Raw genomic sequence first — 12,380 nt, 5'->3', positions numbered from 1 at the left:
AACAGGGCTCTGTGCCCGTATTCGGGGCCCGCTCCCCGCATGTGGGGGCGGGATTCAGTCGCCTCGCCCTGTGGAGCGCGCACGGTGCCTGCGGACCGCGTCGCGGTTGGCGCACCGCTGGGAGCAGTAGCGCTGGCGTCCGGTGCGGGAGGTGTCGGCGAAGATCGTGGCGCACCCGGTCACGGCGCACCGCCGCAGCCGGTGCATGCCCCGCCCCGCCAGGTGCAGCGCCGTGCCGACGGAGATCAGCTGGAACAGCAGGGCGCCGAGCGGCTGCCGGTCGTCGCGGTAGTGCAGGTGCCAGCCCGTGCCCGCGTGGTCGGTCATCCGCGGGTGCGCGGCGGACGCCGCCAGCATCCCGTTGAGCAGCTCGGCCCGTTCGTCCTCGCCGGCGGCGTCGACGACCTTCTCCCACGCGTCCAGTGCGTCCAGGGTGCGGTCGAGGTCCTGCGGCACGACGGGCCGTTCCAGCACGAGTCCGGCGGCGCGGCAGCGGTCCGCGAGTTCCTCGACGGTCTCCGGGCGCCGGTTGGCGAGGTCGGCGGCCAGGTTCACGACCTCCTCGCCGTAAGGGTTGAGGTGCACAAGACCATTACATCAGGCTGATCTTCATGCCACAACGCACCGCGCACCGCAGCGACATACGCCCGGCGACGGAGGGGGACATCGCGGAGCTCGTACGCCTGCGGGCCTCGCTCTTCGAGCATCTCGGCGGCGACTACTTCAACCCGGCGTCGGGCGACAGCTCCTGGCAGGGCGCCCTGGCCGTGGTCCTGAAAGAGCAGTTGGCCACGGGCGCCATGCGCATCCTCGTCGTGGACGGCGACGCGGGTCTGGCCGCGTGCGCCATCGGCTCGGTCGAGCAGCGGCTGCCGGGGCCGCACCTGCGCAGCGGCCGGGTCGGGCTCGTGATCGGCGTGGTCACCGACCCGGCACACCGGCGGCGCGGGCACAGCCGGGCGCTCATGCGGGGCCTGCTCGACTGGTTCCGGGAGCGCGAGGTGTCCCGCGTGGACCTGTACGCCTCCCACGAGGGCGAGCCGCTCTACCGCGACCTCGGCTTCGTCGACCACCCCGACCCGGCCCTGTACAGGCGCCCGTGACCACCGTCGGCGCGGGGGCGCACAGCGCTTGGCGCTACCGCTGGGTCGTCCTCGGCATCGCCACCTTCACCCAGGCCGCCGCCGGCTTCTTCGTCCAGGGCATCGGGGCGATAAGCATCCACCTCCAGCGCGACCTTCAGCTGAGCACGGTCCAGTTGGGGCTGCTGGTCTCGGCGGCCCAGCTGGTGCCGCTGGCCGGGCTGCTGGTGGCCGGTGAGTTGCTCGACCGCCGCGACGAGCGCTGGGTCGTGGGGGCGGGGGCCGGGGTGGTCGGCGCGGGCCTGCTCGCGGGAAGCACGGCGCCGGGGTACCTGTCCCTGCTCCTGGTGCTGCTGCTGGTCGGCGCGGGGTACAGCACCGTTCAGCCCGGCGGCAGCAAATCGGTGGCGTCCTGGTTCGACACCTCGCAGCGGGGCTTCGCGATGGGCATCCGTCAGGCGGGCCTTCCGCTGGGCGCCGCGCTGGCATCGGCCGCGCTGCCCTTTGTCGCGGAGGCTTTCGGCTGGCGGGCGACGCTCGTGGCCGGCGGGCTCGTCGCGCTGCTGGGGTCCGCCGTCTTCATGGGCTTCTACCGCAGGCCGCCCCTCCTTGCCGCTCCTCCGCCTGTCGGGCCGCGCGCCTCGCTCGGAGCGCTGCTCGGCGACCGGCTGCGGATGCTGCGCGAACCGTCCATGGGGCGCATCCTGCTCTGCGGGACGAGCCTGATCTCGGTGCAGTACGGCGTCGGCATCCTGACGGTGCTGCATCTGCACGAGAGGGCCTCCGTCGGTGCCGGGACCGCGGCTCTCGTCCTGGTGGCGGTGCAGGGCACGGGCATCGTCGGCCGTATCGCTCTGGCGGCCTGGAGCGATCGCGGCAGATACGGGCGGTACGGCGCGCTGGTCCTGTGCATGGCCGCCGTGCTCGTGGGGATGGCGGTGCTGATGACCCCGCTGGGCCGCTCACCGGCGGTCGCCTGCTGCACGCTCGTGTGGCTCGGCTTCTTCGGCTTCGGCTGGTACGGCCCGTGGGTCACCTACGTGACCGAATCGGCGCCGCCGGACCGGACGGGGTTCGCGCTCGGCCTCGCCATGTCCGTCAACCAGATCGCCATCGTCGTGATGCCGCCCGTGCTCGGCCTGCTCAAGGACCTCGCCGACAGCTTCGTACCCGTCTGGGGTCTGCTGTCGGCGACGACCGCCGCCGCGCTGACCGTCTCGGTCCGGATGCGGCCGGGCAACCGGCCCCGCTCCTGTGGCCGACCCGGCCTCCGAGGTCCACCGTGAACCCGTACGAGGTGTTGCCGCGAGCACGGCGGGTAGCGGGGCCACCGCACCGGAAACCGCCGTGGGACCACGCGGGACGCAGTGACGAAGTACTGGAGGAACACCGTGAGCGAGGAGCAGCCCGAGACCCGGGGCGAGGACGAGACGCCCGTACCGAGGGATCTGCCCGATCAGCAGGCGTCGGACGAGGAGGACCACTGGGAGCCGGACGACGAGTCGGCCACCACCGGCAACGCCCCGGACGCCGACGACGACGTGCCGGACACGGACGAGGCGGGCACGGGGCCACGCGGCACACCGCACTCGCAGGGCGCGCTCTCGGACCAGCCGGTGCCGGACGAGCCCTCCGGCTGAGGCGCACGCTCAGCGGGGCACCCGCGCCTCGGCGGCCACGGCCAGGGTGAACGAATGGCCGGCCGGGTCGCTGTAGGTCCGGGTGTCCCGGGGGCCGGAGTTGTCCTTGGTGTCCACGGGCCGGGCGCCCAGACCGACGGCCTCGCGCTCGACCTCGTCCATGTCGCCGCGGTCCACCAGAATCCTCAGGTGCGCCTGCTGCGCGTCCTCCGGCCGGGGCCAGCTCGGGGGTGCGTATCCGTTGTCCCGGTGGACTGCCAGGCGGATGCCGTCGGCGCCGAAGACCTCGATGTAGTCGGGGTCCTCGCCCATGCCGGACGTGCCGCCGAGCAATTCCGCGTAGAACTCCGCGAGCTCCTCGGGCTTCGCGCAGTCCAGGACGATGACCGCGGTCTTCTTCACACCCATGGGGCCCCTCTTCTGTCGTTTTCCATCGTCTTCTGTCGGCACCGATCGGCACCGCAGCGGGCGGCGGTCGCACGCGGCCACCGCGTGATCCTCCGAGTGCCCCGGTCCACCCGCCTCAATCGGCGTCCCCCAACGGCGGGTCGGCACCCCGGCGCAGGCGACACTGGGGGCATGCGCCTCGTCGACCAGTACCCGCCCCCTTCCGTCTACGGCCGTCTGCGTGTCGAGCGACTCGACGTCACGCCCGCCCGCTGGCTGGAACAACGCCCGCCCCACGACGACGGATTCGGCACGGTGGCCGGTGTCTGCGCGCCGGGCTTCGAGGCGTACGCGCGCATCCTGCACCCGGCCCTGCTCGGCGCAAAGCCGGTGCGGTGGGACCGCGTGGCCACGGAGTACGGCCGGTCGGTGTCGGCGGCGACACGCTGGCACGAGCTGATCGGGGTCGGGGACCGCCTCCCCTACCGCAACGACGACACCCCGGCCGTCCCCGGCCTCTGGGACGAGCACCCGCACGAGGGCCCCACCCCCGCGCACGTGGCCCGCCTCCTGATCCCCGTGCTGTCCCGGCACACCCGGACGCCCGACCGCTGCTGGTTCGGGCTCTGGGAGGGCTACGGCAGCTACAACTGGGACGGCTTCCCTGTCTTCCGCACCCCGGGCCGCGACGAGATCCTGCTCGCCGGGCCGCTGGCCGACGCCGATTCGCCCGCGTCGCCCGCGGGCGATCCCGACGAGGCGGCGCCCGAGCTCCCCGACCTGTGGTGGCCCGAGGACCGTGCCTGGTGCGTGGCCGGTGACGTCGACCTGGTGAGCACGTACGTGGGCGGTTCGGCGGCCTGCGTCGCGGATCTCCTCGCGACTCCGGGCCTGGAGGCGTACGAGATCGCCGAGACGTCCACGGTCGACTGATCCACCGCGTGATCTTCGTTGTAAAGTCGAACTCCACTACCACGGAGCCATGTTCGAGGGGCGAGAACACGACGAAGTGCTCTTCTGCGCGGTCTGTTCCACCTCTCCGTCCTCCGCGCTCGGCGGGGTGACTAGCATGGCGCGGAGTATGGCCCGGAAGATCACCGTCCTCTTTGGTGTTCCGCCGGGCCTGCGACCGATGCGTACATCGGTCGGCTCGTTGCCTACCTGCACTCAAGGACCGAGGGACCGCTGAATGCCCGTGCCTGCTCCTCCCAGCCCGCACCGAATAGCGAAGGCGCGGCGGCCCGCGTCGGCCGTGCCTGTGGTCGTGCTGGTGGTGACCGCTGCGGCCGGTGCCATCGCGAGCCTCTCGGCCCCGGACAACGCCCGGGTCTGGACGGCGGCTTCGCTCGCGGCCGGCTGGCTGTGTCTGGCGATCGCCCTCGTGACCGGTTCCCTGCTCGTCAAGCGGGTCCGCGCGGCCGCCGCCGCGGACCACGCGGAGGCAGCCTCCCTCAAGGCGCAGCTGGCGCACCAGGGCGCCGAGTCCGCGCACCTGGTGAACGTCACGCTGCCGACCGTCGTGAAACGGCTGCGTGACGGGGCGAGCGCGAGCGAGGCCCTGGCGCAGACGGCGCCGCCGTCGGCCCCGCAACTGCGCCAGGTCGTCCAGATGTTCGCGTCCGTGGTGGAGGAGACCGTGCGGCAGGCCGCCGCCGTCGAGTCCCGGCACGACCAGGCGCAGGGGCAACTGGCACAGGCCGCCGAGGAGTTGGACCATCTGACGGTGGTGACGCTGCCCGCCGCGATCGAGCGGCTGCGGGACGGCGCGTCCGCCGACACCGTCCTTGCCGGACTCGACTGGCCGCGCAACCCCTTGCTGCGGGTGCCCGCCGAGTCGTTCGTACGGGAACTCGCCTACAGCGAGCGGCGCGCCGCTGCCGCGCAGGCGGCCTCCGCCAAGGCGCTGAGCCGGGTGCAGGCCAAGTCCGTGGGCATGCTCGCCGATCTGCGGGACATGCAGGAGCGGCACGGCGTCGAGGTCTTCGGCGATCTGCTGCGGCTCGACCACAGCACCTCCCAACTGGGCCTGATGACCGACCGGTTGGCCCTGCTGATGGGCGGCCGCTCCAGCCGCGCGTGGAACAAGCCGATCGTCATGGAGAGCATCCTGCGCGGCGCGGTGGGCCGCATCTCCGCCTACCAGCGCGTGCGGCTGCACTGCTCGACGACCGTGGCGATCGCCGGGTTCGCCGCCGAGGGCGTCATGCACGTGCTCGCCGAGCTCATGGACAACGCCGCGAACTTCTCCCCGCCCATCGACGAGGTGCACGTCTATGTCGAGGAGCGCAGCGCCGGGATCGTCGTGACGATCGAGGACAGCGGCCTGAAGATGGCCGACGCGGCGATGCGCCGCGCGGAGGAGTCGGTCTCCGGGCATGTGACGGACCTGGCCTCGCTGCAGGGCACCCGCCTGGGCCTCGCGGTGGTGGGACGCCTCGCCGCCAAGTACGCCATGAGCATCAACTTCCGTCCCTCCTCGCGCGGCGGCACGGGCGTCGTGGTGCTCCTGCCCCCGCAGCTCCTCGCCCAGCAGCGCGACCCCGCTCCGCAGCAGCTCGCCCCCCGCAGCATCGAGCCGACGCCCGCACCGATCCCGGCAGCGCCCGCGCCGATGGCCCCGGCAGCGCCCGCGCCGATGGCCCCGGAGATCGCGGCCGCCCCCGAGCGGCCCGCCGCTCCGGAGGCGCCCGTGGCCCCCGTACCGCCCCCGGCGGGCGCCACGCCCCGCCCGGCGCACGCCCGCCCCGCGGCGGCCACGCCCAACGGCCTGCCCGTGCGCGCCCCCGGCCGCACCATGGCCGAGGCCGAGCGTGAGCGGCAGCAGCGCAGGGCGGCGTCCGACGCCGCGTCGGGTGCCGGGGCGATCTCCGGTGAGGCGGGTCTCGCGCCGCGTGACGCCGGTTCCCGTTTCGGTGCCTTCCACCGTGCGCGGCGGGCGGCGGGCGACGTGCCCGGCTCCCCCGCGACGCCCGAGTCCCCCGCCGATTCCGGGCCGCCGCCCGCCGAGTAGACCGAAGCCACCCGCACGGCGCCCGGGCTCTGGCGCCCCCTTCCCCGCTCAAGATCGTGAGATTGGAGGGACGGGCAGGTGACCGGCAGACCCGGCGCATCTCGCCCCGCCTACCATGCAGACCACTGACAACAGCCTGACCTGGCTCCTGCAGAGCCTCCTGAAGCGCACCCCCGGTACGCGGCACGCCCTGGTGCTCTCCCGGGACGGCCTGAAGCTGTGCTGGAGCGAGCATCTGACGCTCGACCAGGCTGACCAGCTGGCGGCGATCTGCTCCGGCATCCAGGCCCTGGCGCAGGGCGCCTCCATGGAGTTCGGCGACGGCACCGGCGGCGTCCGGCACTCCATGACCGAATTCCACGGCGGGTTGCTCTTCATCGTCGAGGCCGGCCTGGGAGCGCACCTGGCGGTCGTGGCCGAGGAGAACGCCGATCCGGGAGTGGTGGGCCATCAGATGACCGAACTGGTCGAGCAGATCGGTGAGCATCTGCGCGCCGAACCGCGCGCTCAGGGCGAAGGCAGCGGCTCCTCGTGACGCCACGCAGGCCCGTGGACATCGGTGATCCCGACCGGCTGTACACGGTCACCGGTGGTCGCAGCCGCGCCGACGACGATTCGTTCGACCTGGTCACTCTGGTGGTGAGCGAGTGCGAGCCCACTGCCGGGATGCAGTCGGAGCACGTACGGATCCTCGAACTGTGCCGGCATCCGACGGCCGTGGTGGAGATCGCCGCGGAGATGAAGCTGCCGATCACGGTGGTGCGGATCCTGCTGGGTGACCTGCTCGCGATGAGCCGGATCACCGCCCGTCATCCCCGCGCGGCCGGTTCGGCCGCGTCGATCCCCGATTCCGACCTTCTCAAGGAGGTGCTCCATGGGCTCCGCAACATCTGAGCTGCCCTCCCGTACGCCCCTGTCCGACACTGCCGAGACCGGCCTGAAGATCGTCGTGGTGGGCGGTTTCGGGGTCGGCAAGACCACACTGGTCCGGTCGGTCAGCGAGATCCGGCCGCTGAACACCGAAGAGGTGATGACGCAGGCCGGCATCGGCGTCGACGAGACGGCCGACGTGGCCGCCAAGACCACGACGACGGTGGCGTTCGACTTCGGGCGCATCAGCCTCAACGAGCGTGTGGTGCTCTATCTGTTCGGCGCACCCGGACAGGAGCGCTTCTGGTTCCTGTGGGACCGGCTCTTCTCCGGCACGCTGGGCGCGGTGGTGCTGGTCGACACGCGACGGATGGACGATTCCTGGTACGCCATCGACCGTCTCGAGCACCACAAGACGCCGTTCGTGGTGGCCGTCAACCGGTTCGACGACGACAGCTCCGCCCACTCGCTGGAGGAGATCCGCCAGGCGCTCGCGCTGCCCGACCATGTGCCGTTGATCGACTGCGACGCACGGGTCAGGTCGTCGGGCAAGGACGTCCTGATCACCCTCGTGGACCACCTCTACGCACTGGCCATGGCCCAGGAGATGACACCGTGACCGAGCCGACCGGATCCCCCCACCTGCAGAGCCCGCCGCCCGGGTGCCCGGCCCACGCGGGCGCGGGCGCGGTGCGCCTGGGCGGTCTCGAGTACCAGCAGACGCCGTCGCAGCTCTACCGGGCCCTGCGCAGGGAGCACGGCGCGGTCGCGCCGGTCCTCCTGGACGGGGACGTGCCCGCGTGGCTGGTGCTCGGCTACTCCGAGGTCAGCTATGTGACCGGCCACGACGAGCTGTTCGCGCGTGACTCGCGCCGCTGGAACCAGTGGGAGAACATTCCCGCCGACTGGCCGCTGATGCCGTTCGTCGGCTATCAGCCCTCGGTGCTCTTCACCGAGGGCGAGGAGCACCGGCGGCGGGCCGGGGTCATCACGGATGCCCTCGAAGGGGTCGACCAGTTCGAGCTGGCGCGGGACAGCGCCCGGATCGCCGACCGGCTCATCGCCGCGTTCGCCGGCAGCGGCCAGGCCGAGCTGATGGACGCGTACGCGCACGCGCTGCCGATGATCGCCGCGGTGCAGATGTGCGGCATGCCGGACGCGAGCACGGACACGCAGCAACTCGTGGACGACCTGCGGATCTCGCTGGACGCGCACGTGGGCGACGACCCCGTGGCGGCGTACACGCGCGTCGCGGAGCGCATCCAGCTCCTGGTCAAGGAGAAGCGGGAGAAGCCCGGCGCGGACGTCACCTCGCGGATGCTCCAGCACGCGGCGGGCCTCACCGACGAGGAGATCGTCCAGGACCTGATCTCCATCATCGCGGCGGCCCAGCAGCCGACGGCCAACTGGATCTGCAACACGCTGCGGTTGATGCTGACCGACGAGCGGTTCGCGCTGAACGTGTCCGGCGGGCGCCTGAGCGTGGGCGACGCGCTCAACGAGGTGTTGTGGCTCGACACCCCGACCCAGAACTTCATCGGCCGCTGGGCGGTGCGCGACACCCAGCTGGGCGGCCGGCAGATCCGGGCGGGCGACTGTCTGGTGCTCGGTCTGGCCGCGGCCAACACCGACCCGCAGATCTGGCCCGAGTCGCATGTGGGCCCGGAGAACTCGGCGCATCTCTCGTTCAGCCACGGAGAGCACCGCTGCCCCTACCCCGCTCCGCTGCTGGCCGACGTCATCGCCAGGACCGCGGTCGAGACGCTCCTGGAGCGGCTGCCCGACCTCGTCCTCGCGGTGGAGCCGCACGAGTTGACCTGGCGGCCGTCCATCTGGATGCGCGGCCTGACGTCGCTGCCGGTGCAGTTCACGCCTGCGGCACACTGAGACGGCGCCGGGGCGCCGCCGGCGGGCGGCGCCCCGGTGGGGTCAGGCGGTGACGGGGGTGAACCGCACCGGCAGCGACTGCGGGCCGCGGGTGAACACCCCCTGCTCGACGGGGTCGAAGCCCTCGGCGAGCCGTACGTCGGGCATCGCGTCGAGGAGCTGGTCCACCCCGATCTCCACCTCGGCCTTGGCCAGCAGGGCGCCCACACAGAAGTGCCGGCCGAGGGCGAAGGACAGGTGGTCGGCGGCGGCGGAGAACGCGGTCGTCGTGGTCAGGTCGTCCCGGAAGATGTCGAAGCGGTCGGGCTCGCGGTAGCGCCGCTCGTCGCGGTTGGCCGAGCCGATCAGGCAGGTGACGGTGGCACCGGCGGGGATGGTGCCGCCGGTGACCTCCACCTCGGTCGCCGACTGCCGCATGATCATGTGGACGGGCGGCGTGTGGCGCAGGGTCTCGGCGAAGGCGCGGGCGATCAGGGTGCGGTCCTGCCGGACGGCTTCGAGCTGCTCGGGGTTCATCAGGAGGTTGGCGAAGATGCTGGCGATCGCCTTGTCGGTGGTCTCGCCGCCCGCCGCGAGCAGCAGGCTGCAGAAGGCCTTGATGTCCTCGTCGCTCATGCTGACGCCGTCGACCTCGGCGGCGCACAGCGCGGAGAGCAGGTCGTCGCCCAGGTTGTCCCGGCGCTCGCGGATGATCGGGATCATGTAGTCGGCGAACTCGACCCGGGTGCGCTCACCGGCCGCGGCGACCTCGGCGTCGCCCGACAGGTTGCCGAGGAAGGCGATGACGGTGGTGTACCAGCCGTGGAAGCGCGCGTGGTCGGACTTGTCCAGGCCGAGCATGTCGGCGATCACGTTCACCGGGAAGCGGGTGGCGTAGTCCGCGACCAGGTCCACGCTGCCGGTGTGCCGGAAGGTGTCGATGAGTTCGCGGGAGTTTCGCTCGATGACGGGCAGGAACTTGTCCTGGAGGTCCCTGCCGCGGAACGCCGGGGCCACGAGCGCGCGCCGCACGGCGTGTTCCCGGCCGCTGAGCTGAAGGATCGTCTTGCCGTGGACGGGCTCGATCTGCCAGTCGTAGTTGTCGGTGGTGAACTGGGAGCTCTTGTCCTTGAACACGCGCTCGACGTCCTCGTACCGCGAGATGATCCAGCTCTGCGTCGCCTCGTGCCAGAAGAGCGGCGCGTTCTTCCGCATCGCCTGATAGGCCGGGTACGGGTTCTGGGCGAACTCGGGCGAGAGGATGTCGGGGGCCTGCTGCGCAGTGGACATGGAGCTCCTATGTCAGAAACAAGCAACGCGCACCAGGCTATTGATCACTTACGGAGCCAACCAGCCCCTCCCGGCCGACTGTTGAGCGCTACACTAATGTTGGCTGAAAATCACCCCTCGCCCCGCCGGTCGAACCGGCGGGGCGAGGGGGGCAGCGACACTCCGCCGCCGGAAGCCTCAGCAGCTGAGCTTGTCGCCCGGGGCGACGCCGAGGATCCCGGTGAACCGGGTGTAGTTGTTGATCCGGCTCTGCACCTGCTCCGGGTTCTTCCCGTCGCATTCCAGGCTGCCGTTGATGCTGCGGATCGTCTCGCCGAAGCCCTTGCTGTTGACCATGGCGCTGTGGGGCGTCATGGTCCCCGGGCCGTTCTGCGTGTTCCAGTACCAGAGGCCGGTCTTCCACGCCACGGCCGGATCGGTCTGCACGAGGTCGGGGTTGTTCAGGAGGTCGATGTTCAGGGCGTCGCCCGCCGCCTTGTAGTTGAAGTTCCAGCTGAGCTGGATCGGGCCGCGGCCGTAGTACTTGTCGTTGCCCGCCGGACAGCCGTAGGGCTGGGAGCTGTCGCAGTAGTGCGGGTAGTTCGCGGTGTTCTGCTCGACGACGTGGACCAGGCCGCCGGTCTCGTGGCTGACATTGGCCAGGAAGGCGGCGGCCTCCTGCTTGCGCACGGTGTCGCTGCCGGTCCCGGTGAACTCGGGGTAGGCACTGAGCGCCGCCGTGAGACCGCCGTAGGTGTAGAAGGAGTTCCGGTTCGGGAACATCTGGTTGAACTGGGCCTCGCTGACGAGGAATTCCGCCGCGGCCCGCTTGTCCGGCGCCGCCTTCTCCGCGGAGGCGTTGGGCGCGAGGGTCAGCAGGGTGAGCGCGGCGGCGGACGCGGTCGCGGTCAGCGCGGCAAGGACACGAAGACGCATGGGAGATCACTCCTTGGGCGGGCCGGCGCATGCGCGACCGACCGCCGGGCGGTGGGGGGATGTGCGGTCGGGAAGGACGCCGGACACACCGGGGCCGCGGATATCCGGAATACCTCCCGCCGTTGGACTAGACCATACCGAGTGACGCATTCACGTCAAGAGGTCGTCGGATAACGGCAGTTGAGAGGTGCCGCGAGGCGTCTCAGGCCATGCTCTCCGCGGCGAGAACCTCGATCGCTTCGGCGACATAGGCGGCGTACGGCCCCACCAACGGCCGGATGTCGCCCCAGTGTTCCTCCTCCCCCGCGACGTACACGGCCCGCGCGTGGGCGAGCACGGGCCGGTGGGCCGCCGGGAGCCGGGGCAGAGCCCAGTCGGCCGCGGCGTCCTTGGACGTCAGGGCCCCGGTCGCCAGCGTCATCCAGATCCGGGCCAGCGTCAGGACGGCGTTGCGCGTGTCCGACGCCAGGTCGGCCAGCAGATCCGGCACCCCGGCGACGATCGCGCGCGCCAGATCATCGGGCGGTACGGGAACCAGCACCTGTCCCGGCGGCGGCCCGGCCAGCGGGGTGTCCGCGAGCAGCACCATCGCGATCAAGGGCGCGAGATCGGGGCTGAGCACCGGCGACGGCAGCAGCCCGCGCTCGTACTCCTCCCGCAGCCACTCCCCGTACTGGAACTCGCGGCGCGGCGGGTAGCTCCAGGGCCTGACCTCGCTCCGGACGACGATCGTCAGCTCGACGGGGCGCGCCGCATCTCCCCGGGCCGGGTGGACGGACAGGGCGAGGAGCCCCTCGACGAGCCGTCCGCGCCGCCCGGCCGGCACGGGCCGTTCCACGACGGCGAACACGTCGATGTCGCTGTGCGGCCGCAATCCGCCGAGCACGGCGGAACCGTACAGATAGATGCCGACGACGTCCGCGCCGAGCGTCTCGCGGACCAGGTGCACGGTGTCCTCGGTCTGGGTCACTGAAGCCCTTCCTCCTGGGGAGATGTGCGGCAGCGGGGGATGAACCGGTCATGATCGTAGGAACCGCCACCCCCGCGGGACCAGCGAGTTTCCGACACGTCTGCCGCGAGCGTTCGCGGACGTACACTGAAGCGGTGTCGGGCAGGTCCCTGCTCCGCCCGGCCACCCGTGCTCAGCCCTCCACGACCCGGATCCGGTCCTCAGCGACCGGTCGTGCGGCGCACGGGTAGCGTTCCTCGGCCGCCTTGGCCCTTCGGCCCGCACGCAGATATCCCCCTGTGGGGCCCCGCTCGCCTTACGCGTTTCACCGCGGACTCCGGCTCGTCGTCGCCCTCGCCCCTCAGACCGGG

The 12,380-nt window shown here is 71.7% G+C and carries 14 protein-coding genes; 9 read left to right on the top strand and 5 right to left on the bottom strand.

Annotation, left to right across the window (positions count from 1 at the left end; genetic code table 11):
- Positions 1-54: 54 nt before the first annotated feature.
- On the bottom strand, positions 55-585 hold the full coding sequence (locus tag ACIGXX_RS00490; protein WP_351157264.1) for a CGNR zinc finger domain-containing protein: 531 nt from the start codon (positions 583-585) through the stop codon (positions 55-57).
- A gap of 26 nt (positions 586-611) precedes the next feature.
- Between ACIGXX_RS00490 and ACIGXX_RS00485 the strand changes: the two genes are divergently transcribed.
- The 3 genes from ACIGXX_RS00485 (at position 612) to ACIGXX_RS00475 (ending at position 2,722) form a co-directional block, all read left to right on the top strand.
- Positions 612-1,103, top strand: a complete 492-nt coding sequence (locus tag ACIGXX_RS00485; RefSeq protein WP_399971402.1) for a GNAT family N-acetyltransferase — start codon at positions 612-614, stop codon at positions 1,101-1,103.
- Positions 1,100-2,368 carry an MFS transporter gene (locus ACIGXX_RS00480; protein ID WP_366464844.1) on the top strand — a complete coding sequence of 423 codons (1,269 nt, stop codon included), beginning with the start codon at positions 1,100-1,102 and terminating at the stop codon, positions 2,366-2,368. Before ACIGXX_RS00485 ends, ACIGXX_RS00480 begins: the two co-directional genes overlap by 4 nt.
- 105 nt (positions 2,369-2,473) lie before the next feature.
- Positions 2,474-2,722: a hypothetical protein gene (locus ACIGXX_RS00475; RefSeq protein WP_351157272.1), complete on the top strand. Its 249-nt coding sequence runs from the start codon at positions 2,474-2,476 to the stop codon at positions 2,720-2,722.
- A gap of 9 nt (positions 2,723-2,731) precedes the next feature.
- Here ACIGXX_RS00475 and ACIGXX_RS00470 read toward each other — a convergent pair whose 3' ends face one another.
- On the bottom strand, positions 2,732-3,130 hold the full coding sequence (locus ACIGXX_RS00470) for a VOC family protein (protein WP_383816455.1): 399 nt from the start codon (positions 3,128-3,130) through the stop codon (positions 2,732-2,734).
- Positions 3,131-3,301: 171 nt separating this feature from the next.
- Here ACIGXX_RS00470 and ACIGXX_RS00465 point away from each other — a divergent pair, with 171 nt between their 5' ends.
- The 6 genes from ACIGXX_RS00465 to ACIGXX_RS00440 all read left to right on the top strand — a co-directional run bounded on the left by ACIGXX_RS00465 (position 3,302) and on the right by ACIGXX_RS00440 (position 8,876).
- Positions 3,302-4,042 carry a hypothetical protein gene (locus ACIGXX_RS00465; protein ID WP_361474513.1) on the top strand — a complete coding sequence of 247 codons (741 nt, stop codon included), beginning with the start codon at positions 3,302-3,304 and terminating at the stop codon, positions 4,040-4,042.
- Positions 4,043-4,298: 256 nt separating this feature from the next.
- Positions 4,299-6,119 carry a sensor histidine kinase gene (locus ACIGXX_RS00460; RefSeq protein ID WP_399971399.1) on the top strand — a complete coding sequence of 607 codons (1,821 nt, stop codon included), beginning with the start codon at positions 4,299-4,301 and terminating at the stop codon, positions 6,117-6,119.
- 115 nt (positions 6,120-6,234) lie between these two features.
- Positions 6,235-6,654: a roadblock/LC7 domain-containing protein gene (locus ACIGXX_RS00455; protein WP_399971397.1), complete on the top strand. Its 420-nt coding sequence runs from the start codon at positions 6,235-6,237 to the stop codon at positions 6,652-6,654.
- Positions 6,651-7,013 (top strand): DUF742 domain-containing protein, encoded by a 363-nt coding sequence (locus ACIGXX_RS00450; RefSeq protein ID WP_351157282.1) that lies wholly within the window; start codon positions 6,651-6,653, stop codon positions 7,011-7,013. Before ACIGXX_RS00455 ends, ACIGXX_RS00450 begins: the two co-directional genes overlap by 4 nt.
- Positions 6,994-7,608, top strand: coding sequence for an ATP/GTP-binding protein (locus tag ACIGXX_RS00445; protein WP_351157285.1), 615 nt, complete (start codon positions 6,994-6,996; stop codon positions 7,606-7,608). Before ACIGXX_RS00450 ends, ACIGXX_RS00445 begins: the two co-directional genes overlap by 20 nt.
- A complete protein-coding gene (locus ACIGXX_RS00440; protein WP_399971394.1) occupies positions 7,605-8,876 on the top strand; it encodes a cytochrome P450 in 1,272 nt (423 codons plus the stop codon). Before ACIGXX_RS00445 ends, ACIGXX_RS00440 begins: the two co-directional genes overlap by 4 nt.
- A gap of 42 nt (positions 8,877-8,918) precedes the next feature.
- On the opposite strand, the gene ACIGXX_RS00435 is transcribed toward ACIGXX_RS00440, so the two are convergent.
- From ACIGXX_RS00435 to ACIGXX_RS00425, 3 genes are all read right to left on the bottom strand, one after another.
- Entirely contained in the window at positions 8,919-10,145 is a 1,227-nt protein-coding gene (locus ACIGXX_RS00435; protein WP_351157290.1) for a cytochrome P450, read from the bottom strand.
- 177 nt (positions 10,146-10,322) lie between these two features.
- Positions 10,323-11,060 (bottom strand): chitinase, encoded by a 738-nt coding sequence (locus tag ACIGXX_RS00430; RefSeq protein WP_383816446.1) that lies wholly within the window; start codon positions 11,058-11,060, stop codon positions 10,323-10,325.
- Positions 11,061-11,262: 202 nt separating this feature from the next.
- Positions 11,263-12,030 carry an aminoglycoside adenylyltransferase family protein gene (locus tag ACIGXX_RS00425; RefSeq protein ID WP_399971392.1) on the bottom strand — a complete coding sequence of 256 codons (768 nt, stop codon included), beginning with the start codon at positions 12,028-12,030 and terminating at the stop codon, positions 11,263-11,265.
- Positions 12,031-12,380 lie beyond the last annotated feature (350 nt).

Origin of the sequence: Streptomyces sp. NPDC055243 (assembly GCF_044544025.1) — a bacterium.
Lineage (GTDB): Bacteria > Actinomycetota > Actinomycetes > Streptomycetales > Streptomycetaceae > Streptomyces.
The sequence above is the reverse complement of the archived record's forward strand: the minus strand, read 5'-3'. Positions and strand labels throughout refer to the sequence as shown.